We start from the raw sequence: 24,753 nt of genomic DNA on the forward strand, positions 1-24,753 counted from the left end.
CAACCGCGCGGCGGGCCGGGGTCCAACCGTCACGCCACACAGGTCTGCCGAGCCCGAACTCCGGTCGTGATACTCACGGCTGATGTGCGGCACGGAGCCGTCGTGTCAAGCCGTCAGACCGGCTCGTGCGAGCCGGCTTCGGCAACGTGCCTCGATCAGACGACGGTGACTGGTGGACTGGCGAATAGCGTCCGGTTGCCGTCGAGTCCGTTGCGCAGGGCGTTCGCGACGTCGTCGTGCGGAGTGCCCAACCGTGGCAAGCTGACCTCGTCTAGGCGCCGGTAGTGCTCGTCGTCGAGTTCCAGCTCCAGTGACCGCAGGTACTCCTGCAGGTGCTCCACGGAGCGTGGTCCGACGATGGGGACGAGAGCCGTGTGCGCGACAGTGGCCCGGCGACGCAGCCATGCCAACGACACCTGGACCGCGGTGCTGTCGGTCTCGGCAGCGATCGCCAGCACCGTGTCCACCACGACGGTCTGCTGGGCGGTGTCCTCGACGGCGTCACCCCGACCGCTCAACCGCCCCGTCTCCCCACGCCGATACTTTCCGCTGAGCAGTCCCCCGGCAAGCGGGGAATAGAGGAGCACGCCGAGACCGTGCGCCGATGCCATCGGCAGAAGTTCCCGCTCGGCGCTGCGTTCGGCGAGGCTGTACTGGGTCTCGATGCCGACCAGCGGGCTCAGGCCGCGCAAATCCGTCCAGACCGCGGCCTCGGCCACCCGCCACGCCGGGAAGTTGGACAGCGCCCCGTGCAGGATCTTGCCGGACCGAGTCAGGTCTTCGAACCCCAACAGGATTTCCTCGATCGGGGTGACCTCGTCGGGGAAGTGCGGCATGAACACGTCCACGTAGTCGGTGTTCAGGCGGCGCAAGCTCCCCTCGAGGGATCGAATCATTGACTTGCGGCCGTTTCCGGTGGTGACGGGTAGGGCACGCTCCTGCCTGGTCCCGCTGTACTTCGTGATCACCACGAAGTCGTCGCGGCCGCTGCCGAGCAGTTCGCCGAGCACGGTCTCGGCTTGACCGTCCTGGTAGATGTTGGAGGTGTCGAACGTGGTGCCGCCGGCCGCCACGAAGGTCTCGAAGACGTTGCGCGCGGCTACTTTCCCGATACTGGCGTCAGACGTGCCGAAGTTGGCGGTGCCCAAGGCGTACTCCGAGACTCGCAGCCCGGTTCGTCGTCCAAAGGTTTGGTAGCGCATGCACACTCCTGAGGGTCGCCGGGCGGGGTACGCTGGCGACGGTACCAAATAAAACGAGGGGTTGTTCTTTTTCATGCCGAAGGTGACGCAGTCCCATCTCGACGCGCGGCGTCAGCAGATCGTGGACGCCGCCCGCATTCGATTCGCCGCCGACGGCTTCGCCGGCGCATCGCTGGCCGACATCGTCGCCGAGTCCGGGCTCTCGACCGGTGCGATCTATCGGTACTTCAGCGGCAAGGACGACCTCATCCGCGCCGTGTGCGAACAAGCATCTGGCGCCTTCCCAACCGCGCTCACCGCCGAGGCGGTGAACGGCTTTCTCGAGCACATCCGGGCGTTGGCCCGCCACCAGGGTCATGCGCGGCTGGTCGCCCAGATCTACGCCGAGGCAGCGTTGTCTCCGGCGTTGGCAACGATTGTCGCGCAACAGATTTCCGCGATGCGCGACGCTGTCGTCGATCTGCTTCCAGGAAGATCCGACGATCAGTCCGAGGAGATCGCCGAGGCGTTCGTGGCGGTCTGCGCCGCATACAGCCAGCAATTGGCAGTTCGAGGTGACGTGGACCCCGCCCCGTTCGCGAGGGCGCTCATGTCCATCGTGCGCGGATAGGCCGCCGTTCGCAACGCCGACACGGGGGCGCGGCGCATAGCCGACGGGACGCTCGTTTCCCGTCGGTTCTTTACCGTTGCGGCACGTGGTACCGTGCGAACTTCGACAGAACAGATGGGGCGTTTTGTGCGCAGCGGACTGCCGGAGCGACCGCCTCCGCCGCAAGGTCGTCGCTTTTTAAGCGCTCCGCAACTCAAAGTCGATCAGACAGCATCAGCCGCCTCCATGTGGGCGCGGGTTCCGGACACGACACCCATCCGGCGAGTTCGGAACGGGACGGCCGCTTGGCTCCGGTCGTGTCGAATACTGTTGCACGCGGTCGGCGACGACCTCAGGGCAATCCAGCTAGCGGATCGTGAGTCCTCGGTCGACGGGCAGAACGACTCCGGTGATCCAGGCCGCTGCGAGGGTCCCTATGGTCCGCCCATGACCAGTGCGGTGGCATCCAACCACGAATCTATCGATTCACCCTCATGCGGTTGCACCTGAACCGCAGCCTGCGACGGTTGACTCCCATTTTGCGCAGCTACTTTGACAAAGTCTGCCGGTAGAAGGCGCCTAAACCGAGCTTACGTGCTGTTTTGCACCTCTGATAGTCAGGCCCACTGACCGTGTTGTTTAACAACGGCTACACGCTTGTCAATCTTCACTGCATCTCGCAGTTGTGGCTTCTCAAGTTTCATGTCCACAGTCGTTTCCCTGACCTGCATCGTCGGCGGCGTTCTCACCCGATGTCCACACCGAGAATTCTCACGTTCATGTCCAGTGGTCAGCGAAGGCGCAACCCGCCCATGTGGCCCCGTTGTTCTGCGGCCTTGGAGCAGGCCTTCCGCATCTCTTTCTTGAAGTCGAAGGCCGCCGTGCAACAGGTTATTAGACGAGACTGCCGCCGACCTTCTCGACCCGGATGTGCGTAACGAATCTGGCTGGCGCATTCGGCGGAGGGAAGTGCTCGCTCGTCCCGAGCATCGCCTCAGCCAACTCGACGGACAGTTCAGGGGCCCCGCCCTCGACAACGCGCGCCGAACCGGTGATCGACAGGTACGGCGTCGCCTGTCCGTCAATTTTCGGACCGAGGATGGTGACGGCGACCCGCCCATCGCGGCGGATGTTGCGCGTCTTGCGGTACTCGTTGAGATGGGCGGCGACCAGTTCGTCACCTTCAGGTGTCGAGCGCAGCGCCACCCAGACCACTGAAACCTGTGGGCTGCCATCGGGATTGAGGGTGACGAGTGTCGCGTCAGCCCCGCGGCCTATGAGTGCGCGAGCGGATTCTTCAAGTTTCACGCGGTGTTCACCTTTCCTGTCACGTGGCTGCCGAGCAGCCAGTACCGACGAAGCGGCACGTCGTCGGCCAGCTCAGCACTGCGTATGCGGGGTATTCCTATACGTTTGAGTCCTCGCGCTCGAGGTGCCGGGCCCATTGATGCTGGGCGTCTAGCAGTGCCGAGCTAGACGATCAGGCCGCCGAACTGGCGGCGCCACTCGTGGTGAGGGTGTGTGTCGCCCAAGCGAATTCGGATCAGGGCCAGTGAACGTCAGATGCGGACATTGGCTTCATCCCAGCTCTCCCTTATCCGACACCTTGCACTTGAGTGCAACCGACTCCGTGACTAGTATGCACCCGAGTGCAATTTGGGGCAAGGCGACCGAGGGAGGTGGTCAAGGACGTGCATCCTGGACCGCCGTCGCCTCCGCCGAACCGGCGAGTTGTGAATACGAGAAGAGCCCTGTTCGAGGCCGCTGCAAAGCTTTTCGTAACTCAGGGGTATGAGAACACGACCATGGCTGACATCGCTGCGGAGGCCGGCACCTCCCGCAGGACGGCGTTCAACTACTTTCCCAACAAGGGCGACATCCCGATGCTGTGGGTCAGGCAGATGGCCGATATCGCCGTCGAGGAAGTGACGAACGCTCGCATCGAGGACGTTTCAGAGATCATTCGAGACTATTTCCGGGTGATCAGCCAGGCGATGGAATCTGAACCGGAGCTGAGTCGACAGATGATGCGGGGCTGGACCGCCGCGCTCGGGCCGGTCCTCTATGAGTCACAACTGTTGGATGACCTGTCTCCAGTCCTCAAGAACGGTCAAGACCACGGGCGGATCGGTCAAACCGTGGACGCCGCCGTGATGGCGCGCGCACTCAGTGATGTCGTGCAGGGCGCCGTCTTCAGATGGGTGCGGGAACCCGACACTGCGCTTCAAGAAGAGGTCGACATCGTAGTCACGCTCCTGCTTCGCGCACTCACGGCATAGTATGAATCGCCTACTTGCGTGAGCGGATGAACCTAGAGACCGAAACCGATTGAAACCGTGAACTTCTCGCGCGCGGTGCGGGCGGCGTTTGGCCGCTTGTGCACGACGACATTCATGCGATCGGTACCGTCGCTACCGCGCTGCCACCAGACCGTCGATCAGAAGGTGCCGCATTCGGTTCGCCTGCGCGGCGGAACCGCTCGCGATGGCGATTCCGATGAGGCTCGCCACGACGTCATCGGCGATGACGTCGGCGCGCAGGCTGCCGTCCTGGGCGCCCGCACGCAGCAGGGCCTCGACCGCCCCGACGATGCTCGTCCTCGTATCGCCGACGTCGACCGTACCGGAGGCGAAGATGGCACCGAGCGACTCGGCCATCCCCTGCTTTGCGGCGACGAACGCCGCGTAGCGATCCATCCATCGGCGCAATGCGACCAGGGGGGGATGGCGCTGCAGCAGCAGGCCGGCTGACGCAGAGACCTCGGCCAACTCGGCCTGGTACACGGCCGCGACGAGTGCCTCTCGGTTCGGGAAGTGTCGATACAGCGTTCCTATCCCGACACCGGCGTCGCGGGCGACTGCCTCGAGAGAAACGGGGGCGCCATCCGCGGCAGCGAACGCCGCGGTCGCTGCGGCGAGAATCCGCTCGCGGTTACGGTGCGCATCCGCACGCAGTGACGCCATAGCGGAGGGCCCTCCGTTTCTGCTACGGTCAACTAAACGGAGGTCCCTCCGTATGATTCCAGTATCGCATCAAGGAGCGCCATGATGGAAGCATCCCACCCGGGTGGGCTAGGCCGGATTGGCCGATTCGAGGTGGCCCGAATTGGCTACGGAGCCATGCAACTAGAGCCGCAGTCGACGTCCACCGAAGTGGCAGTGGCCCTCCTTCGTCGCGCGATCGAACTCGGTGTGAACCACATTGACACCGCATCCTTCTATGCCGACGGCGAGGTCAATCGCCGCATACGCATGGCGCTCGCGCCCTACCCCGACGAAGTCGTCATCGTCAGCAAGGTCGGCGCCCGCAGCGTCGCCGACGGCGGCGCGATCCCGCTGGCCGCCGCACAGAAACCCGCTGAGTTGCGCGCCGCTGTCGAAGCCGACCTCGCCCAACTGGGTCTCGACCAGATCCCGGTGGTCAACCTGCGACGCCTCGACCTGGGCCCAGGCTTGCAGGCCGAGGGTGACCAAATCGTAGACCTCGACGACCAACTCGCCGAGATGGTCACCCTCCGCGACGAGGGCAAGATCGGCGCGATCGGCATCAGCAACATCCCCCTCGATGTTCTTCGGCGCGCGCTCCCGGCGGGCATCGTCTGCGTGCAGAACTCCTATGGCCTGCTCAACCGATCACAGGAAGATCTGCTGAACGTCTGTGTCAACGAGGGCATCGCGTGGGTACCGTACTTCCCGCTCGGGTCGTCCTTTCCTGGCTTCCCCAAGGTGTCCGCCGACCCAGTGGCGCTTGCCATCGCGGATGAGATCGGCGCCACGCCATCCCAGGTCGGCCTGGCCTGGTTGCTCGCCCACACGCCGAATACCTTGCTGATCGCGGGCACCCGTTCGGTGGGCCACCTCGAGGAGAATGTCGGCGCAGGCGACGTCGTGCTGGACGAGGAGGCGCTGGCCCGGCTCGACTCCGCTTACAACCCGTCAACGGACCCGCTGCTCGGCGCCACGGGCATGGACGCTTTCCAAAAGAACTGAACCCCATCCCCTTTCCCGGTAATCCAGCCCCAGTTCACTGGTGCACATATCGATCCAGCGCGCCCACATAACCGTTCATGCGGCGCACTTGACTTCGGTAACCGAGGACGCCGTGCCGCTCGGGCCTCCCCTGTGCGTGCTAGTGGCCGTGGCCGCCCAATGACCGGTAAGCACTTCGGGGAGGTCTTGCGCCAATCGACGCGACGCAGTAGTAGTGTGGCTTCTCAAGTTTCGTGTCCACACCTGGCTGGCTGACCTGCGGCGTCAGCGGTGTTCTCACTCGATGTCCACCCTTCGTATTCTCACTTTCCTGTCCACTGCAACAACGGCGCGACCTTGAGCCCTGGGCTGCTAGCACCCCAGGGCTGGTGGGGCTCAATGTTCTCGAGGTCCTCCAGCAGTCCCGGATGGGTCGGTCGCCATCCTAGGACTGCGCGGGTGTCCCGTCCCTGCAGCAAACGCAACCGCAAGAGCCTGCTAGCGGGGCTGAAGCGGCGCCCGGAGGTGGCGCTGGGGGATATAGAGCCAGGGCGCGCCCGCACGGCTGGTTCAGCCGATAAAACCCCCCGACCATGGCCGGGTGCGTGACGAATACTGGTGCCAGTCTGATGAAGCATCCCGAAACCGCGCCCATGCTGGCGACACCCGGACGGCCCCCCACTCAGGTCGCCGACTTCGCCGTGGAGGCGGAGTACGACGGACAGCTTCTCTGCACTAGTCAAGAGCGACTCGCTCAGTGTGCGTGATCCCGGCGCCGTCAGCTGCTTGTGGCGTTGCGAAATCGGATCGAGAAAGCAGTCGGCACCCGAGTACGTCGCTGGCTGCATTCGCTGCGTTGATCCGGCTGCAGCGCGACGTCGCCGCTGACATCCAGGCGATCGGCACGCGGGTATGGGACCCGCTGGCCTTTGCCTGACGGCGATCGCCGACTTGTCGGATGAGGCTTGGGACGAATCGAAGATCTGAGCTAGCTAGGCCGATAGGCGGCCAGCCACAACCCCTACGGCATGCTCCTTCGATATCAGCCGAGGACTGCTTTCACCGCTTCCTTACCCGGTTCTGGATGACCAGGTTCGACCACCATGGAGTACGCGTGTGCGAGTGTTTCGAGAACTGCTGCACGGTCGGCGTACTGGTCTGCGCGCCCAACCTCCTCGCGGATCGCGTGAAACAGGGCCTCCGCGGCGGCGTGCCTCGCCTGTAGAACACTCATCTGCTCTCCTTCTGTGGCTGGCTCGCGGTGACGGTGTTAGGGATGGTGTGCCTCATGACATCCAGGAGTCGCTATTGGCGTGCCATTGCGACCCGGAAGCGTTCGTCGGGGTCGATGTAGTGGTCGGCGTCTTTTGCGTCCTCGCCGAGGTCGATGCGGACCCAATTAATGGTGCCGGTGAACCTGCTGGTGTGGGCGGTGTAGTCGGGGCTGACGGTGGTGCCTGTTTCGTTGCCGATGTCGGTGGTTTCGTCCCCGGAGAAGATGATGGCTTGGGTCTCGTCGACGCGCCCTTTGCCGGCCTCGGTGCCGTCGTAGTAGAGCGTGACGTCGCCACCCTTGCCCATGCCGCCGCCGTCATAGGTGAACTCCATGCGCACCTGGATCGTGCCGCTAGGGATTGGCTCGGCCGCTTGCACATCGAAGGACTTGATGCCCAGCACGTTGTAGTGGAACTTGGCCTTGCCTTCCGTGGCGTAGAGGCTCCAGCCGCCGAACCGACCGCCCTGGGCGATGATGACGCCCTCGGCGCCGTCGGCTGGCACCCCCACCTCGGCGGTGACGGCGAACGACTTGTTTTTCACGTCGAGCACACTGTTCTCTGAGAGCCGGCCCATGCCGGCGTACAACATCTGGGTGTTGCCCTTGATCAGCGTCGGCCGCCCGGCTTTCTCAGGGATGAAGCGCTCAAGCTGTCGGTCATCGAGCGGCAGCACGTTGTACTTGACCGCCTCAATCAGCCAAAGCCGCTGCAGCTCGTGCAACTTCTCCGGGTTCTCCTTTGCAAGATCCTTGGACTGTGTCCAGTCGACGTTGCCGTCGTACAGCTCCCAGACATCGTCGTCGAACGCCGGCACGGGCTCCTTACTGCTCGCCCAGGGCGTGCGGTGCTTGGTCACCGCGCTCCACCCCTTGTGGTAAATGCCACGATTGCAGAACATCTCGAAGTACTGCGTCTCGTGCCGCTCCGGGGCGTCGGCGTCGTTGAAGCTGTACAGCAGACTCGTACCCTCATACGGGCTCTGCAGCACGCCGTTGACCATCACCGGCTGCGGGATGCCCGCAGCCTCCAACACGGTAGGCGCCACATCGATGACATGGGTGAACTGGTTGCGCGTGCCGCCCTTGTCGTCAATCCAGTTGGGCCAGTGCACGATCGCGCCATTGCGGGTGCCACCCCAATGCGAGGCGACCTGCTTGGTCCACTGATAGGGCGTATCCATCGCCCACGCCCAGCCCACCGCATAGTGGCCGTAAGAGTTTTCGCCGCCGAACTCATCGAGCTTGGACGATAGGAACTCCGGAGTCTCCAGCTCGGGAACGCCGTTGAAACCGGCCATCTCGTTGAACGCGCCCTGCAGCGTGCCCTCCGCCGAGGCACCGTTGTCGCCGACGATCACGTAGACCAGCGTGTCGTCCAGCGCGGGTCCCAACGCATCGAGCAGCCGGCCGACATGGTGGTCGGTGTGCTCCATGAACGCGGCGTAGACCTCCATCTCACGCTCCAGCACCGGCTTCAGAGCGGCGTCCATGTCGTCCCAGGCCGGGATTTCCGGATGCCGCGGCGTCAGCACCGCATCGGGGCCGATGACACCCAGTTCCTTCTGCCGTTCAAAGGTGATTTCGCGCTGCTTATCCCAGCCGTGCGCGAACTTGCCCTTGTACTTGTCGATCCACTCCTTCGGCACGTGATGGGGCGCGTGCGTGGCACCCGGCGCGAAGTACATGAAGAACGGCTTGTCCCCCACCAACGCCTGCTGCTGGCGCACCCACGCGATCGCCTTGTCCGTCAGGTCCTCGGTGAGGTGATACCCCTCGGCAGGAGACTTCGACGGTTCGATCGGCGTGGTGCCCTCATACAAGGCGGGGTGAAACTGATTGTTCTCCCCACCGATGAAACCGTAGAAATACTCGAACCCACCCCCGCCAGTGGGCCAGGCGGTGAACGGACCCGCCGGGCTCGTCTGCCACACCGGTACCTCGTGACACTTGCCGAACTGCGCCGTGGAATACCCGTTGAGCTTCAGCGTGACCGCCAGCGGCGCCTTGGTGTTTGACAACATCGAGTTGTATCCCGGTGCAGCTGTAGCGATTTCGGTTACACCGCCCATGCCGGCCGAGTGATGGTTACGGCCGCTGAGCAGAGCCGCCCGCGTGGGCGAACACAGTGCGGTGGTGTGCAACCGGGTGTACTTCAGGCCACCCGAGGCGAGCTTCTCGAAGTTGGGGGTTTGGCACGGCCCGCCGAAGGCGCTGCTGGCGCCGTAGCCAGCGTCATCGATCAGGACCACCAGTACGTTGGGCGCGTCCTGGGGCGGGCGCACATCGCGGATCGGCGGATAGCTGGTGTCCGGGTCCTTCGCGTCATACGTGGCCAACCCGACATGCGGCACATCAGGGATCGGGAGGATCGTGCGCGAAACCGGGCCATCCACCATCACGAACGCCTCCATTTAACCGTTTCCCGACCGTTCACAGACTAGGAGCGAGGCGTCCCCGACATCGGCGAATACCACATGTTGTTTCCTGCAACTCGTGGGCTACAGGGGGAACGGCGACAGTTGCGATGGGGGCGCGAGTGCCTTCTCAAATCGAGCGCGGAGCATATCTTCGTCGACGCCGCCAGCAGAGCCGATGACCACGATCTGTGTGCGCGGTATCCGCCTACCCCATTCGTCACCGATGGAGATGTCGACGCGTTTGCCGACCACCTGAAGCACCGCCCTCCGCGTGGGCACGTCCGACGAATAGACGATGCCCTTGGCGCGTAGGACGGTCGCCGGAAGGTTGCGGGCGGTTTCCCGTAGTGATTCCAACAGGAGTGGCTGACGGGTCTCGTAAGTCCACGTGCGGAAGGCCGCCGTGTGGTCGTGCACGTCGAAACCGTGGCGACGAAGGTTGGCCTCGGTGTTGTCCGGATCGAAACGCCCGACCGACAGCAAGACCTCCGTCGGCACGTCGCCTCGGTAAGCCTCGACCAGCCGGAAACGGTGGAAGCGGCTGGTCAACCATTCGATGATCCGATCGATCCCGGCCCGGTCCACCAGGTCCACCTTGCTCAGGATGATCATGTCGGCGAAGGCCATCTGGCGGATCTTCAACTCCATCAACTCAGGAACCGCAAACACTTGTTCGGCGTCCACGACGCACATGATGCTGTCCATCCGGATGCGATCGCAGAAGCGGTCCGCGGTGAAGGTCGACCAGATGCCGGACGGCTCGGCCGCGCCGCTGGCTTCGAGCAGCATGTATTCGGGCCGTTCAGGTCGCTCGATCGTCGCCAGCACGGTAGCGGCCAAGTCCTCGCGGATCGTGCAACAGATGCAGCCGTTGGACAGACTAATGATGTCGCTGTCCACGCCGACGACCAGTTCAGCGTCGATGTTGATCGAGCCGAAGTCGTTGACCAGCACGGCCACCCGCAGACCATGACCGCCGCTGAGAATGCGGTTGAGCAACGTCGTCTTCCCCGAGCCGAGGAACCCGGTCAGCACGGTCAGCGGAATGACCCGCTGATCCGTCGTCATCTCGTGCTCCGGAATACTGTTGCCGCCCCGTCTGATTGGCGCACTGTCTCAGGGCGTCGCCTGTGGGCCGCGCATCTGCTCGAGGTCGATCGTGAAGTCCTTCGGCCATTGCGTCAGCAGGTCGCGGGCCACGTCGGGTGGGTAGTACTTAGTCGGGTCGATCTCGAGGTCTCGCGTCGCCTGCTCTTGCTGCTCCTCGCGCGGCAGCCGCGGGTTCGGGAAGGCGACCTTCGTGGGCGGGGCAACCCCCGCTGCCGCTGCCTTCTCCATCAGCTCGCCGGTTGCCGACGCCGAGCCCCCGGCGTCGGGCAGCGCGGCCATCCGCTGCCAGATCGCGTCCTTGGTCACGTTGAGCACCGCAACGTCCGGTGCGCCGAAAAGGAACAGTCCATCCCAGTGCGCGCGTACTCCGGCCACCGTCTCCGCGGTCGTGTCCTCGTCATAACTCAGGTGGGTGACCACACCGGCCCGCGGGTTTATCTGCTTCATCATGTAACCCACCGCGTAATGCGGCGAATGCGACGTGTCCATCGTGTAGGAGAAGATCGTCTCGGGTATGCCCATCTTTTGGAATTGCAGGTTCGGCAGGTCTTGCTGCAACTCGCTGACGAAGACGTCGACGCCTCGGGAGTACTCGATTGTCAGTTCGTCAGGACGCCCGTCCCCCGTCCACACGAACGACAGCCCGTTCCAGTCCAAGCGGTAGGCCGACGCCCCATCCTTGATGTGCGAACGCCGCCAATGACGAATCTGGACCCCGTTCTTGTCGTAACACAGCCCGTTATCGTCCCGCCAGTCAAACTCATTCACCTCCACCTCGTAGCCGTCCCCGATGGGAGAGGCGTCGAAATTCTCCAAATGCCAGCGCAGCATCTGCTTCATCCACGCGACCATCGCTGTGGTGCCCAACTCGGGAGTTCGACCCGAGGGCCCGTGAACGCGCAACGGTTTCCAACGCCCCGCCCACGCGGAGAACGGCAGCAGGTACGAGATGTCGTGGTAGTGGTCCACATGAAGGTGGGTCAAGAAGATGTCGTTCACCAGCGAGACAGGCACCTGCATCGCGCAGATATTCCGCAGGCAGCCGGGTCCGAAGTCAAAGAAGAAACGGTCGCCGTTGCCCAGCTCGACCATGATGCAGGTGCCAGCCTGGCTGCGCCGCGGCGGGAAAGGGCAGCTGCCAACGAATGAGATACGCATCTCGTCCTTGCCGAGCTTCTCCACGCCCGGGAAGTAGGTGCTGCGACTGATGACCGACGGCGTCGGCTTGTAGTAGGGCGGCAGCGAAATCCCGCCACCCGGCTTGGCACCGTAGGGGTTCGTCGGCACCGACGCTTCGTGCATTGGTTCGGTGGGATTCGCCGACGCTGCCACGCTCGGATTCTCGGGTCGTTCCATGGATCGCACCCCCGTTGCGAACACCTGCGTTTTCTAGCAAAGGCTCACCATACTGCTGAAAGATCGCTCACCAGGGGAAAATGGCGCGTCAAGCACCCACCGCGGTCGCCACCACAGCCCCCCCGCCGGTCGTCCCCGCAGCATAGAACCGCCCTCGACTCTCAGAGAGCGGGTTCACCCACCGTTCGGCTACGCGTGACCCCGCACGGAGCGATCCTTCTCGACCGCCCCGCCCACCTCGCAACGTCTCGGGCTTAGCCTCGCATGCCCATCGCATACTCGACGCTGTCCCGAATGAGTGTCAGTCGCTCGTCAAGAGGCTCCGCAGGGCCCTAAAATCTCACTTTCATGTCCAATTGGACATCAGGTGGACATTTCACTTGAGAATTGGACACAAAACTTGAGAAGCCACACTGGCTGTGGCTTCTCAAGTTTCATGTCCACCCCCGCTCGCCTGGCCTGCACTGTCAGCGGTGTTCTCACTTGATGTCCACACCGTGAATTCTCACTTTTATGTCCACACCTCGCTGACGCTGGCGTCGGCCTGCAAAATGTCTGCTTGCAGATCCTTTCCCATCAGGGCTCAATTCGTCACTGTGATAGACCCTGCGAGTATCTCGCCTGCGACGCAGAATGCTTCCACAGTGGCGCTCGGCAGTGTTCTTACGCCCCGCCTAAGGCAGTGGTGGCTTACACGACCCATGACTGCGGGTTGAGGGCCATCCGATGGCGCGACCTTTCCCTACTGGTTCGGCAATTTCCACTGGCGCCAAGGTCGTTGCTCCTACCGTAGCGACAGCCGAGGTCGGCGGCACGCGGAGGCACACGGTTAGGAGCACCGCAACAGCATTGCCCGCCGGTCGCAGGCGGCCCAGAGGATGGCGTCGACCCTCGTGAGCAAGCCCGGGCGCGAAGAGGCGGTCCCGTTGCGTTACCGTGCGCAGTTTCCAGCCACAGTGAGCGCCATCTCGCGTTCACCATCACATCTGACAATCACCCCGTGAAGCGTGAAGAAGAATCAATCGGACCCTCACCTCATTTGGTGATAACGAGCACAACCGGGGGGTCTTGCGCCGGCGGCAATTGAGATATTTCTTGGCTGACAGGGAGATTAAAATCGAGATCCCGTCGGCGAATGCCGATCCCTATGCGAATCTTCTCAAGAGCTACAAGCAGCGACGCGGCCGGGTCGGTCTTCGCCAGCTCATTCAGGTCGCGGTCCGGCGGGCTTGTCGACGACCAGTTCCTTTGCCCACCGGTAGTCAGCCTTGCCTGCCGGCGATCGTACGATCTTAGGGGTCCTCAGAAAGGCTTTCGGGATTTTGTATCGGGCGATCCGCTGACTGCAGACCTCGGCCAGGTCGTCATCGCCGACCGTTGCGCCTTCCGCAAGCTGCACGACCGCGACGACCTCCTGTCCCCAGCGCGGAGAAGGACGACCGACGACCACGACGTCGTAGATACCGGGGTGTGCAGCGACGGCGCGCTCCACCTCCTCGGCGAAGATTTTCTCTCCACCGGAGTTGATGGTCATGGAGTCTCTGCCGAGGAGCTCAATGGTCCCGTCGGCCAGGGCTATTGCGCGGTCACCGGGGATAGACCAGCGGGTGCCTTCGATGATGGGATAGGTGCGCGAGGTTTTGTCCTCGTCGTTGAGATATCCGAGCGGGATGCAGTCGCGCCGGGCCAGCCAACCTTCCCCGTCGCCGGACGCCAGCACGCGGGTTAAGTCGGCGGACACCACCGCAGTGTCTGCGGACGGGGAGAAGACGGGCGCGGAGGTGCCGCCCCTGATCGCCACCGTGTTCATCTGGGTGCCTGACTCCGACGAACCAACGGCGTCCACAACCATCACGTTCGGAAGCGCATCCATGATCCGGTCACGGATGGTCGGTGACAGTGCAGCTCCCCCATTGGTGATCGTCACCAGGTTCGACAAGTCATACTGGCCGGTCTCGATCTCATCGATTAGAGGTCGTGCGATCGCGTCTCCCACCACCGGGATGCTGACGATGCGCTCACGCTCGGCTAGGCGCAGTGCGGCACCTGGGCGAAGACGATCGACGTGATCGGGGATGACGATCCGGCCACCCATGGTTATCAGATAGAACGCTGCCCATTGGCCTGCGCCGTGCATGAATGGCGGAATCATCAGTAGCGACACCGCTCCGGCGGATTGGCCGGCACGCTCGGCGAGTTCGGCGTAAGAGGTGAGACTGTCGTTCGAGCCGAACGATCGACCGCCCATCGATGTCATGAAGATGTCGTGCTGTCGCCACATCACCCCCTTCGGCATGCCGGTGGTGCCCCCCGTGTATATGAGGAACAGATCGTCTGCGCTGGGTGTCGGTAGGCCGCCGGGGGGTTCGGGTGTCGTGACGATCGATTCGAAGCCGACCGCCCCGGCCAGCAGTGGTATTCGTGTGCCATCGTCGACCTGGATGAGAACTTGCAGATCGGGTAGTTGATCGCGAATGGCGGCGACGCGGGGTGCGAACTCAGCGTTGTAGACCAGAGCTTTGGCACGCGCATCCCGCAGGAGATAGATCAGTTCGTCTCCGGCGTAGCGGTAATTGACATTGAAAGGTGCAACGCGGGCGCGGTAGCTTCCGATCATGGCTTCGAGGTACTGATTGCCGTTGCGCAGGTACAGGCCCACATGGTCTTGGCCTGACTCGTGTCCACGGAGGTCGGCCCGCTCCGTATGACAGCCCATCCCACAGGCGACGAGAAAGTTGGCGACACCGTTGATGCGGGCGTTCATCTCGCGGTAGGTGAGGCGCTCGTTGCGCCAGACCAAAACTGTATGGTCCGGCACTGCACCCGCCACAGTCGTAAACACCGTCGACAGGTCGAACCGAGTGTTCTCGTTGGCCACGGGCCTACCTCCACTAACGATTCATCCAGCCTAGTCGCACTTCTTGGTCGCCGTGACCTTCAATTCAACTGCGGTACCCACACTTTCAGCCTTAGAACTGCCGAGTGCCACACCGATGGCGCAGCTTTAGGTGCGGCAGCCGCCACCTAACGCTCCTCTGACGCACACCATGCCAGAAGCAACCTGGACAGGTGTCTAGTTTACCCGCCATTGTCAGCAAGCGGCAGGCCCAGTTGAAGTAACCGCTCAAACCCGTTGTGTCGTAACCCTTCTGTCTGATGTACCAAGATCTAGGACGCAGGTCCGCCGCACCGCTGGACTTTTGTCAGACAGCCGTCTGGAAGTATCTCGGCGCGATCATCCCAGATGGCTTAGACGCGGGCGCTTTACGAATCGTCATTTCGATAACCTAGTCGGACAATCTGCTGCGAGACGCTTGCTAACAACCTGTAATCCCGCGGCGCTCTGCAACGCCACTGTATCGCAGCTCATTTCGAGTCGGTCTGCGCGGTAACCCCCGGGGCTTGAAGGGCTACCGATCGTCCGTACTCAGTTGGTTCTGCGCGGGATGGCCTGCAGCTGCATCACTGATGGCTCACTGAAGCTGGAATGACGACTGCGGATTCGTCAAGCCACTACACGCCGGCATCAGTTGTCAGAAGTGCACGTCCAGATTCTGCGTCACCAGTCTGCGCACCCCCCAGAAGTAGGTGAGCAACGGCATGGTGCACCACAGCACGTTGATGAGGATGAATTTCACCCACATCTCCGCCGGTGACGACATGCTTTCGAGATTGTTCGCGATCTCCACGCCGAAATAGACCGCGGGGAGCGTGACCTCCACGATCATGCCGGCCATGATGAGTGAGAGTTGAATGCTGGTGAAACGCCGATTGTTTCGGAAGAACTGAACCAGAGCGTAAGCCTCGAAGGCGCCGACGAACAAAGCGATCCACTCCAGACAGACGATGAGCGGATCACCGTTGAGGTAGCGGGCGTCCCCTCCGAGGAGGATTGGCGACCACATGTAGGTCCACAATGCTCCGTTCTCGACGCCCTCGACGATCTGATCGAAGAACAACAGCCAGGGCAGTTCCCAGATGAACCGCGGGATGAGCGCGATGAAGACCCATACGATGACCATCGCGCCCAGGCGATCACCCCTGGACCACCCGCGGCGATCCCCCACCCGGAACCAGGGCAGCGCCAGCGCGGTCACGAAACAGCCAACGACAACAACGACCATGATCGTCGACGCAACAGGCTGGGGTACTCCTGCGTGCATCTCCAGGTACCAGAACACCGGATGGATCGCGAAGAAGAACGCCAGCACTCCGAAGAGCGATTTCTGCAGCCCGGAGAAACCCCGCCGGTCGGCGGCGGCCTTCGCGTGGTCGTGTCGGATCATGTCGGCCATCAGGAGTGCCTCCGCAGGTGAGAGCGACCGGCGGCTACTGCCCGGGCGCGACGACGAAAAGAATTTGACGTCAACGGAAATGGATTGTCGGTGTGCAGAACGCCGAACGCTATCTTTTATATCACTCGTGATGTTATAACAGGTGCTAGTTTTTGAGTCTGCCCTGGATCCTCACTCGGCGCCGACTCGAAGGCAACAAGTGTCCGGGCGTTCGAGGGGTGACGGTGGCAGTTCAGTGGGGACGGACCACGAAGGTGCGTCTGTCTGCGGCGGTTCTGATGACCGCATGCATCGTTGGCGCGGGAATCACCTACATGGGATACCGCGGGGCCTTCACCCCAACCGCCACGGTCATGTTGGACTCACCGCGAGCCGGCCTCGTGATGGATCGCGATGCCAAGGTCAAATTTCTCGGCGTTCAGGTGGGCAAAGTCTCCCGCATCGCCTACACCGGCGACTCCGCCAGCCTGACCCTGGCGATCCGCAGCGACGAACTGGCCAAGATCCCGGCCAACGTGACCGCTCACATCGCAAGCAACACCATCTTCGGTGCCAAATCCGTCGAACTGCGTCCGGCCGCGGAGTCGTCGGCGAACCACCTCGAGCCGTACGCGCAACTGTCCGCCTCCGACGTCAGCGTCGAGGTCAACACGCTGTTCCAGTCACTGCTGGACACCCTCGACAAGGTGGATCCGGTGAAACTGAACGCCACCGTCACGGCCTTGGGAAATGGACTGCGAGGCAACGGAAATGCACTTGGGGATGCGCTGGCCACGCTGGATGACTACCTGGCCACCGTGAATCCGAGCCTGCCCGCCCTACAGGCCGATGTGCAGAAACTGACCACCACTGCGGACTTTTACAGCGACGCCGCCAACGACTTGGTGTCCACCCTGGGCAACATCCCGTCGATCAGCAGCACCGTCGTCGACAAACGTGACCAGCTCACCACCACCCTGTTGGCGACCACCGCCCTGTCCACCACCGGTGCCGACACCCTCGCGCCGGCCGAATCGGACCTGGTTGCGGCCATTCAGCGGCTCCGTGCCCCGCTGCGCGTGCTAAGCGAGTACTCACCCGAATACGGCTGCGTCATCACAGCACTCGACGACGCCTACAGGAAGTTCGGCCCCAACATCGGAGGCAGGGAGCCGGCACTGTTCGTCAACGCCGGGTTCATCCCCGGGTCCCCGGCCTACACCTACCCGGAGAGCCTTCCACTGGTCAACGCCTCCGGCGGCCCGAACTGCCGTGGCCTGCCCCATCTACCCACCAAGCAGGGCGGCGGGTCCTGGTACCGACCACCCTTTCTGGTGACCGACAATGCCTACGTCCCCTATCAGCCCAACACCGAGTTGCAGTTCGACGCCCCGTCAACACTGCAGTTCCTGTTCAACGGTGCCTACGCCGAACGGGATGAGTACTGATGCGCACCCGAGGAACTGGGCTGAAAGTCGCCGTCTTCACCAGTGTGATGCTGCTCGTTCTGGCGGGCCTTGTCGTCACCTTCGGCCAGTTCCGATTCGGGTCGGCCAACGTCTTTCACGCCGAGTTCACCTCCGTGTCCCGACTGGAGCCGGGACAAGACGTCCGCATCGCCGGCATCGCGGTCGGGACCGTCGAGGACGTCACCATCGACGCGCAGCACGCCACGGTCACCTTCACCGTGGACAGACGCCAACAGCTCTACGCCTCCACCCGAGCGGCAATCCGATACCAGAATCTGACCGGCGACCGCTATCTCGAGATCTTCACCGGACCTGGAGAGCTCCGAAAACTTCCGCCTGAAGCGACGATTCCACTCAGCAGTACCGAACCCGCGGTGGATCTGGACGCTCTGCTCGGTGGCCTCAGGCCCGTGCTCAAAGGTCTGGACGGAGCCAAGCTCAACCAGGTGAGCAACGCATTGATCAACGCGCTCCAAGGTAAGGGCGCCACGCTGTCGGACGTGTTGGCCAACACCTCCGACTTCACCCAGAACCTCGCCAGCCGTGACCAGCTCATTGGCGAGACCATCGACAACCTCACCACCGTCCTCGCCGCCGCCGACCAGAAGAGCGCCGACCTGGACACCAGTGTGGATCAGCTTCAGCAGCTGATCACCACTCTGAGCCAGGGACGCGAGCCCATCGCCGGCGCACTGCCACCGCTGGCCGCGGCTCAGCGGGATCTCACCGACGTACTGAGCACGGCCCGGAGGCCCTTCCAGGCTGTGATCGAGAACGCCGGGCCCCTTGCCACCGCGCTCGACGAGCGCAAGCAGGATGTCAACAACACAGTGGAGCCTTTGGCCGAGGACTATCTGCGGATGAGCGCCCTGGGCGCCTACGGTTCCTTCTTCAATATCTACTTCTGCTCGGTGAAGCTCAAGATCAACGGACCCGCCGGAAGCGACATCCTCCTTCCCGCGGTGAAGCCCCCCGCCTCCAACAACGGACGGTGCGACTTTGTCGAGTAACACGCAACGAGATCCCCTGCGCACCGGCATCTTCGGGATCGCGGTGATCACCTGCCTGGTCCTGGTTTCCTTTGGCTATCCCACGCTGCCGTTCTGGCTTCAAGGCCAACGCTACGTCGCCTACTTCGCCCACGCCGGCGGTGTCGTCGCCGGCAACCCGGTACAGATCTACGGCTACACCGTGGGGCACGTCGAGAACGTGGACCTCGACATCAGCAATCGGGCCGCCAAGGTCGGCTTCACCGTCGACCGCAAGATCCGCGTCGGAGACCAATCCCTTGTCGCGATCAAAACCGACACAGTCCTCGGCCAACGCTCCGTCGATGTCACGCCCCGCGGCGCTCGGTCGGTGACCACAATCCCCCTGTCGCGGACCACCACTCCCTACACGCTCAACAATGCACTCCAGGATCTGGGACACAATGTCGGCGAGCTCGACCAGGACCGTTTCGCCGAAGCGCTCGACACTCTGACTGCGGCAATGGGTGACGCCACTCCTGAGGTGCGAGCAGCATTGGACGGGATCACCGCCCTCTCGCGCAGTGTCAACGCCCGTGACGCCAAGGTAGGCCAGCTTCTGGCGCAGGCGAAATCTCTCTCCGAGGTGGTGGCCGGACGCTCGGCGCAGATCAGTACCTTGATCACCGACGGCAACTTGCTGTTCGCCCAGCTGGCCGAACGCCGGCAGGCCATCGATCAGATGATCTCCGGCATCACCGGGCTCTCCCAGCAGCTATCGGGATTCGTCCGGGACAACCAAGAACAGCTGGGGCCGGCACTGACGAAACTCAACCTGGTGCTCGACAACCTCAACCAGCGCCGAGAGCACATCGCCGCGGCTCTGACCCGATTGCCGGCCTATGCAACGGCACTCGGCGAGGTGGTCGGATCTGGCCCTGGTTTCCAGGCCAATGTCTTCGGGGTACCTCCCCCCACGATAGGCGGAGTCCTGCTCGATTCGTACTTCCAACCCGGCAAACTCCCCGACAGTCTCGCCGATTTCCTGCGAGGTTTCATCAGCGACCGCGCGATCATCAGGCCCAAGTCACCATGATCCAATCAAGTCAAAGCCTGCCCTGTCGGGGACGCATCCGTCTGCTCGTGCTGGTGACACTGGTCGGTGTCCTGATCGCGGGGGTGAGCACCGCATGGCCGCGGTCCGCGCCACTGATTGTCACCGCACATTTCCCGTCCGCCGTGGGTCTGTATCCGGGCGATGACGTGCAGATCCTGGGCGTACCGGTGGGGTCGATCAGCTCCATCACCCCCGGACCGGACAACACCGCGGTGACTTTCACTGTCCGGCAGAAAGTTCCGGTTCCCGCCGATGTCAAGGCCATCATCGTGGCACCGAACCTGCTTTCCGCGCGAGTGGTGGAGCTCGGACCGCTGTACGCCGAAGGCCCGCAACTGGCCGACCACGCTGTCATCCCGGCTGATCGCACTGCGGTCCCCATCGAATGGGATGACGTCAAGGACGAGCTCACCAGATTGGCCGCAACGCTGGGCCCGCAGGCCGGGAATCTGCAGGGTCCCCTCAGTGGCGCCATCAATCAAGCCGCGGACACCGTAGCCGGTAACGGTGAGTCATTCCGCACGGCGATCCGAGAGCTGTCCACAACGGCCGGTCGCTTGGGTGATTCACGGTTCGACCTGGTAGGCACCATCAAGAATCTGCGTACGCTGGTCGACGCCCTGTCCTCGAACAACGAGCAGATCGTGCAGTTCACCGGACACGTTGCCGCACTGTCGCAGGTCTTCGCCGACAGCTCCGCCGACCTCGACAGTTCTCTGGAAGCGCTCAATACAGCGCTGGCAGAGGTCAAGTCGTTCCTCGAAACCAACAACACCGTCATCGGCGCCCAGGTGTCCACACTGACCGAGTTCACCACGCTGCTGACCCAGCACAGCGAAGACATCGAACAGGTGCTCCACGTCGCGCCGAACGGACTGGCGAACTTCTACAACATCTACAACCCTGCCCAGGGTTCGATCGGCGCGATCCTCTCGTTACCCAACTTCGCGAACCCGGTTCAATTCCTCTGCGCCGGGGTGTTCGACGCAGCAGCTACACCGGAGTACTACAAGCGCACGGAGATCTGTCGGCAACGCATGGCGCCGGTGCTCAGAAGAATCATGATGAACTTCCCACCCATCCTGTTCCACCCGATCAACACCATCACTGCCTACAAGGGCCAGATGATCTACGACACCCCAGCCACCCAGGCCAAGGCCCAAACCCCAGTGTCACAGTTGCAATGGCAACCGCTGCCGGGATCCCCACCGTCGACCATGACACCGGACACCGACATCGCAGACCTGCTGTTACCCCCGGCGATCGTTCCCCCAGCCACGGAGCCCGGTCGATGACACCCACTTCACCGCGCGGTACGACACGACGGCTCGCCGCACTCACCGCAGCAGCCGCGGTAGTCAGCGGGTGCCAGTTCGGCGGGCTGAACTCCCTCGACATGCCCGGCACCGTGGGTCATGGCCCAGGATCCTTCACCGTCACCGTGGAATTGCCCGATGTCTCCACCCTGCCGCAGAACTCCCCGGTTCTCGTTGATGACGTGACAGTGGGCAGTGTGTCGGGCCAGCAGGTCCGACAACGGCCGGACGGCACGTTCTATGCGGCCTTGCAACTGTCGCTGAGCTCGGAGGTAGAACTCCCAGCCAACGCCACCGTCACCCTCGGTCAGACATCACTGCTCGGTTCTCAACACGTCCAACTCTCCGGCCCCTCAATGGACAAGCCCCAGGGGTTGCTCACCGACGGCGCCCTCATACCCCTGCAGAGAGCAGGACGCTACCCCAGTACCGAAGAGGTTCTGGCCGGGCTGGGCGTAGTGGTCAACAACGGAAATCTGGGTGCGCTACAGGACATCACCGATGAGCTGCACAACGCCGTGGCCGGACGCGCCGACCAGTTCGGCGACCTCGTCCCAAATCTGGCCCGATTCGCCGACGCAGCCAATCGCCAGAGCAACGACATCATCGCCGCCATGGAGTCCGTCAACCGCTTGACTGCGACGTTCGCGGCCAACGACACCACCGTCACGGCCGCGCTCGCGGCCCTGCCGCAAGCCTCCCGAGTCCTCAACGACAACGCCGAACGAATCGTCGACACCTTCGCAGCATTGCAGCGTTTCAGCGAGATCGCAGCGCGCATCCTGGAACAAACCAAGAACGACCTCACCGCCGACCTGGTGGACGCCTACGCCGTGATCAAGCCGCTCAACGACCATGCGCAACAACTCATCGACGCCCTACCGATCATCGCCACCTACCCGTTTCCACAGACCGGCATCAAGCAAGCGGTACGCGGGGACTATCTCAACGCCATCGCCACCCTCGACCTCACCACGCGACGGCTGGGCGAGAACATCTTCACCACATCGCCGCTGGACCCGAACATGAAACACCTCAGCGAAATACTGACGACCCCGGACTTCCTGATCGGGGAACAAGCCAACCTTTCCGGCCAAGCCGCAGACCCGTTCTCAATACCCCCGGCACAGAACGGACCCCGCTGATGCTGACCCGGGCGATCCGCTGGCAACTACGCATCTTCGCCATCGTCACGGTGTTCGCCATCGGCGCGGTGGCAATCTTCTACCTGCGGTTGCCTGCCGCCCTCGGCATCGGAACTTACACCACCACAGCCCATTTCGCGGCCAGTGGCGGACTCTATCCGCACGCGAACGTCACCTACCGCGGCTCCACCGTGGGCACTGTCACGGCGGTCACGCTGACCGACAATCTCGGCGTGGACGTCCACATGCGCTTGAATTCCGACACCGAGATTCCCGCGGACGTCACCGCCACCGCCAGAAGCGTGTCAGCGATCGGTGAACAATACGTCGACCTCGTTCCGCCCCCCGGCGGCGACTCCGTGGCCACGCTGCGCAACGGAGCGGTCATCGACCGCGCCCACACCCAGCTCAGCGGCGACGTCGCCACCCTGCTGCGCCAAGCGCAGAACCTGGCGGACTCCCTGGACAAGAGCAAGCTGGACGCCGTCCTGAACGAAACCACCATCGCGTTCGACGGCGCCGGACCCGAGCTAGCTCGACTCATCTCCTCGAGCAAAGATCTGCTCGACCAACTCAACGCGCACGGCCAAGACACCACGGCATTGATCGAGCGCCTAGGCCCCGTGCTCGACGCCCAGATCAGCAGCGGCGAAAACGTCACGTCACTCGCCGAAGGGCTGGCCCGGTTCACCACGGAATTACGATCAGCCGAGCCGCAACTGCGAACTCTCCTCGACACCGCGCCGGGAGCAGCCGACGCAGCCTCCGACGCCTTCAGCGGCATTCGCCCGTCCTTCCCCATGCTTGCAGCCAACCTCGCCAATTTCGGCCGCATCGGAGTCGTCTATCACAAAGCAATCGAGCAGACCCTCGTACTCCTGCCCGCAGTCACCGCAGTGCTCATCAGCGCCGCCGAACAGTTGCCCGCCGACGAAGGCGTGAAGGTCGATTTCAAACTCGGCCTGGGCGACCCGCCGCCCTGCAACGTCGGGTTCATCCCCCCGCCACAGATCCGCTCACCGGGTGACCAGACCTTGCGCGACCTACCCACGGACATGTACTGCAAAGTGCCACACAACTCATCATCGGTGGTGCGCGGCGCGCGCAACTATCCCTGCCAGGAGTTCTCCGGCAAACGAGCGCCCACCGTTGCCCTCTGCCGCGACCCGGCCGGATACATCCCGATCGGCAACCAAGCCTGGCGCGGACCGGCAGTACCCGAAGCCACGCCAATCACCGATCCTCGGAACCAACTGCCCTACAACAAGTTCCCCTACATCCCACCGGGCGCCGACTACGACCCCGGGCCCCCGGTGGTACAACTGCCCCCAGGAGTCGCACCGGGGCCGGGACCGGCCGAGTTCGCCCCCTACCCGCTGCCGGTGCCACCAGTCACACCGGGGCCGCAGCAGGCCCCGCTGCCCTATGCGCCCCCACCGGAGCTGTCGGTACCGCCCTACGGACAGAACCCGCCCACACCACCGGCCCCGCTACCCGCCGAGGCACCTGTTGCGGCCAGTCAGCAACCGACAGGCATCGCCGCCCCACAATTGTCCACCTATGACCCCACAAGCGGACTCTTTCAGGACGGGGACGGGCGAGTAGGGGTATTCGCCGCCGCCGACAAGACCATTCGACCCGCAGAAAATTGGCTTGAGCTGATGCTCGACCCGCGCCGGACATGACCACGCCGACGCCGCACGCCCATCCAGCCCGAGCCGCCGCCTAGGATCAATCGCGTGCCACCCCCGGAACCCACGCAAACACGATGACCGCGCCTCGACGGTCCCGGCGCAAGGGCCAGGAACGCGCAGACCGCACCCGCGAACTCGTCATCGAAGAAACCATCCGCTGCATCCGCGAAGAAGGCTTCGCCGCAGCCAGCACCCGACACATCATCGAACGCGCCGGCGTCAGTACCGGAGTAGTCCAATATCACTTCGGTGACCGAGACGGGCTACTGCGGGCAGTCATCGACCACGCCGTCAACGCGCTAGTCACATCCGTCAACGATCTCGCCGATGAAATCGAGGGCATCAACGACGCCGAACTCCGGATGACCACACTCGCCGACGCCGCATGGAAGACCTTCCTGAACCCAGCCAGCATGACGGCCATGGAGATACTGATCGCCACCCGCTCGATGCGATCCACCCTCGCCATCGAACAACTCGAAGCTCTTCAACCGGGCCTGAACCGCGTCGCCGACCTCATCGGCACACCCTCACCGCACGCAACCGCGATCGCTGATCTCCTCTGGGCTGCGCCAGTAGGCCTGATGGTCGGCCAGCTGGTCACCGACGTGCCACTGCCAACGCAACCCCAACAAGAAGCAATGGCGCAACTCATGATCGATCACCTGAAATCAAGCACCAGCCGGCCGGGCCGGGCAAAGCGTCGCTCGCGCTGACACCCCCAGAGCACCACGCGCGACAGCCCCACGTCGGGATCGGACAAGGCAGCGGCACCCAATACAGGATGGGCACCAATGAAGGGAGGCGCCCAATCACTTCGAAGTTGCAGCTCGTCCGCGGACCCGCCGCCGA

At 63.3% G+C, this 24,753-nt stretch carries 19 protein-coding genes; 10 read left to right on the forward strand and 9 right to left on the reverse strand.

The window, feature by feature from the left end:
• Nucleotides 1-155 precede the first annotated feature (155 nt).
• Nucleotides 156-1,202, reverse strand: a complete 1,047-nt coding sequence (locus NL241_RS34185) for an aldo/keto reductase (RefSeq protein ID WP_494396353.1) — start codon at nucleotides 1,200-1,202, stop codon at nucleotides 156-158.
• Between the two features lie 82 nt (nucleotides 1,203-1,284).
• Here NL241_RS34185 and NL241_RS34190 point away from each other — a divergent pair, with 82 nt between their 5' ends.
• A complete protein-coding gene (locus NL241_RS34190; protein ID WP_494396354.1) occupies nucleotides 1,285-1,812 on the forward strand; it encodes a TetR/AcrR family transcriptional regulator in 528 nt (175 codons plus the stop codon).
• 873 nt (nucleotides 1,813-2,685) lie between these two features.
• On the opposite strand, the gene NL241_RS34195 is transcribed toward NL241_RS34190, so the two are convergent.
• Nucleotides 2,686-3,099, reverse strand: a complete 414-nt coding sequence (locus NL241_RS34195; protein WP_494396355.1) for a PPOX class F420-dependent oxidoreductase — start codon at nucleotides 3,097-3,099, stop codon at nucleotides 2,686-2,688.
• Nucleotides 3,100-3,524: 425 nt separating this feature from the next.
• Between NL241_RS34195 and NL241_RS34200 the strand changes: the two genes are divergently transcribed.
• Complete coding sequence (locus NL241_RS34200; RefSeq protein WP_494398446.1) at nucleotides 3,525-4,070, forward strand: TetR/AcrR family transcriptional regulator; 546 nt, start codon at nucleotides 3,525-3,527, stop codon at nucleotides 4,068-4,070.
• Between the two features lie 132 nt (nucleotides 4,071-4,202).
• Here the strand turns inward: NL241_RS34200 and NL241_RS34205 are convergent, their stop codons facing one another.
• Nucleotides 4,203-4,754: a TetR/AcrR family transcriptional regulator gene (locus NL241_RS34205; RefSeq protein WP_494396356.1), complete on the reverse strand. Its 552-nt coding sequence runs from the start codon at nucleotides 4,752-4,754 to the stop codon at nucleotides 4,203-4,205.
• A gap of 81 nt (nucleotides 4,755-4,835) precedes the next feature.
• Between NL241_RS34205 and NL241_RS34210 the strand changes: the two genes are divergently transcribed.
• Nucleotides 4,836-5,780, forward strand: a complete 945-nt coding sequence (locus NL241_RS34210; RefSeq protein WP_494396357.1) for an aldo/keto reductase — start codon at nucleotides 4,836-4,838, stop codon at nucleotides 5,778-5,780.
• A 1,021-nt stretch (nucleotides 5,781-6,801) separates the two neighbouring features.
• On the opposite strand, the gene NL241_RS34215 is transcribed toward NL241_RS34210, so the two are convergent.
• The 6 genes from NL241_RS34215 to NL241_RS34240 all read right to left on the reverse strand — a co-directional run bounded on the left by NL241_RS34215 (nucleotide 6,802) and on the right by NL241_RS34240 (nucleotide 16,213).
• Nucleotides 6,802-6,993 (reverse strand): hypothetical protein, encoded by a 192-nt coding sequence (locus tag NL241_RS34215; RefSeq protein ID WP_494396358.1) that lies wholly within the window; start codon nucleotides 6,991-6,993, stop codon nucleotides 6,802-6,804.
• Nucleotides 6,994-7,064: 71 nt separating this feature from the next.
• Entirely contained in the window at nucleotides 7,065-9,446 is a 2,382-nt protein-coding gene (locus NL241_RS34220; RefSeq protein WP_494396359.1) for an arylsulfatase, read from the reverse strand.
• A gap of 87 nt (nucleotides 9,447-9,533) precedes the next feature.
• Nucleotides 9,534-10,520, reverse strand: coding sequence for a CobW family GTP-binding protein (locus tag NL241_RS34225; RefSeq protein WP_494396360.1), 987 nt, complete (start codon nucleotides 10,518-10,520; stop codon nucleotides 9,534-9,536).
• Nucleotides 10,521-10,568: 48 nt separating this feature from the next.
• On the reverse strand, nucleotides 10,569-11,918 hold the full coding sequence (gntH, locus tag NL241_RS34230) for a guanitoxin biosynthesis MBL fold metallo-hydrolase GntH (RefSeq protein ID WP_494396361.1): 1,350 nt from the start codon (nucleotides 11,916-11,918) through the stop codon (nucleotides 10,569-10,571).
• 1,204 nt (nucleotides 11,919-13,122) lie between these two features.
• A complete protein-coding gene (locus tag NL241_RS34235) occupies nucleotides 13,123-14,796 on the reverse strand; it encodes an acyl-CoA synthetase (RefSeq protein ID WP_494396362.1) in 1,674 nt (557 codons plus the stop codon).
• A 655-nt stretch (nucleotides 14,797-15,451) separates the two neighbouring features.
• The gene (locus NL241_RS34240) at nucleotides 15,452-16,213 is read right to left on the reverse strand and encodes a hypothetical protein (protein WP_494396363.1); all 762 of its coding nucleotides are present in this window, start codon (nucleotides 16,211-16,213) and stop codon (nucleotides 15,452-15,454) included.
• A gap of 224 nt (nucleotides 16,214-16,437) precedes the next feature.
• On the opposite strand from NL241_RS34240, the gene NL241_RS34245 reads away from it, so the two are divergent.
• The 7 genes from NL241_RS34245 (at nucleotide 16,438) to NL241_RS34275 (ending at nucleotide 24,617) form a co-directional block, all read left to right on the forward strand.
• The gene (locus NL241_RS34245) at nucleotides 16,438-17,640 is read left to right on the forward strand and encodes an MCE family protein (protein ID WP_494396364.1); all 1,203 of its coding nucleotides are present in this window, start codon (nucleotides 16,438-16,440) and stop codon (nucleotides 17,638-17,640) included.
• Complete coding sequence (locus NL241_RS34250) at nucleotides 17,640-18,671, forward strand: MCE family protein (protein WP_494396365.1); 1,032 nt, start codon at nucleotides 17,640-17,642, stop codon at nucleotides 18,669-18,671. Before NL241_RS34245 ends, NL241_RS34250 begins: the two co-directional genes overlap by 1 nt.
• Nucleotides 18,661-19,725: an MCE family protein gene (locus tag NL241_RS34255; protein WP_494396366.1), complete on the forward strand. Its 1,065-nt coding sequence runs from the start codon at nucleotides 18,661-18,663 to the stop codon at nucleotides 19,723-19,725. Before NL241_RS34250 ends, NL241_RS34255 begins: the two co-directional genes overlap by 11 nt.
• Nucleotides 19,722-21,041 (forward strand): MCE family protein, encoded by a 1,320-nt coding sequence (locus tag NL241_RS34260; protein ID WP_494396367.1) that lies wholly within the window; start codon nucleotides 19,722-19,724, stop codon nucleotides 21,039-21,041. Before NL241_RS34255 ends, NL241_RS34260 begins: the two co-directional genes overlap by 4 nt.
• Nucleotides 21,038-22,207, forward strand: a complete 1,170-nt coding sequence (locus NL241_RS34265) for an MCE family protein (protein ID WP_494396368.1) — start codon at nucleotides 21,038-21,040, stop codon at nucleotides 22,205-22,207. The genes NL241_RS34260 and NL241_RS34265 overlap by 4 nt, the downstream gene beginning before the upstream one ends.
• On the forward strand, nucleotides 22,207-23,892 hold the full coding sequence (locus NL241_RS34270) for an MCE family protein (RefSeq protein ID WP_494396369.1): 1,686 nt from the start codon (nucleotides 22,207-22,209) through the stop codon (nucleotides 23,890-23,892). The genes NL241_RS34265 and NL241_RS34270 overlap by 1 nt, the downstream gene beginning before the upstream one ends.
• Before the next feature lie 83 nt (nucleotides 23,893-23,975).
• Nucleotides 23,976-24,617 (forward strand): TetR/AcrR family transcriptional regulator, encoded by a 642-nt coding sequence (locus NL241_RS34275; RefSeq protein ID WP_494396370.1) that lies wholly within the window; start codon nucleotides 23,976-23,978, stop codon nucleotides 24,615-24,617.
• Nucleotides 24,618-24,753: the final 136 nt, after the last annotated feature.

The organism is Mycolicibacterium sp. SMGY-1XX, assembly GCF_059132455.1.

Bases quoted from the DNA above. Each gene is read 5' to 3' on its own strand.
- NL241_RS34225 (WP_494396360.1), bottom strand. From the start codon at position 10,520: ATGACGACGGATCAGCGGGTCATTCCGCTGACCGTGCTGACCGGGTTC.
- NL241_RS34185 (WP_494396353.1), bottom strand. From the start codon at position 1,202: ATGCGCTACCAAACCTTTGGACGACGAACCGGGCTGCGAGTCTCGGAG.
- NL241_RS34220 (WP_494396359.1), bottom strand. From the start codon at position 9,446: ATGGAGGCGTTCGTGATGGTGGATGGCCCGGTTTCGCGCACGATCCTC.
- NL241_RS34250 (WP_494396365.1), top strand. From the start codon at position 17,640: ATGCGCACCCGAGGAACTGGGCTGAAAGTCGCCGTCTTCACCAGTGTG.
- NL241_RS34210 (WP_494396357.1), top strand. From the start codon at position 4,836: ATGATGGAAGCATCCCACCCGGGTGGGCTAGGCCGGATTGGCCGATTC.
- NL241_RS34205 (WP_494396356.1), bottom strand. From the start codon at position 4,754: ATGGCGTCACTGCGTGCGGATGCGCACCGTAACCGCGAGCGGATTCTC.
- gntH (WP_494396361.1), bottom strand. From the start codon at position 11,918: ATGGAACGACCCGAGAATCCGAGCGTGGCAGCGTCGGCGAATCCCACC.
- NL241_RS34275 (WP_494396370.1), top strand. From the start codon at position 23,976: ATGACCGCGCCTCGACGGTCCCGGCGCAAGGGCCAGGAACGCGCAGAC.
- NL241_RS34265 (WP_494396368.1), top strand. From the start codon at position 21,038: ATGACACCCACTTCACCGCGCGGTACGACACGACGGCTCGCCGCACTC.
- NL241_RS34260 (WP_494396367.1), top strand. From the start codon at position 19,722: ATGATCCAATCAAGTCAAAGCCTGCCCTGTCGGGGACGCATCCGTCTG.
- NL241_RS34240 (WP_494396363.1), bottom strand. From the start codon at position 16,213: ATGGCCGACATGATCCGACACGACCACGCGAAGGCCGCCGCCGACCGG.
- NL241_RS34270 (WP_494396369.1), top strand. From the start codon at position 22,207: ATGCTGACCCGGGCGATCCGCTGGCAACTACGCATCTTCGCCATCGTC.
- NL241_RS34215 (WP_494396358.1), bottom strand. From the start codon at position 6,993: ATGAGTGTTCTACAGGCGAGGCACGCCGCCGCGGAGGCCCTGTTTCAC.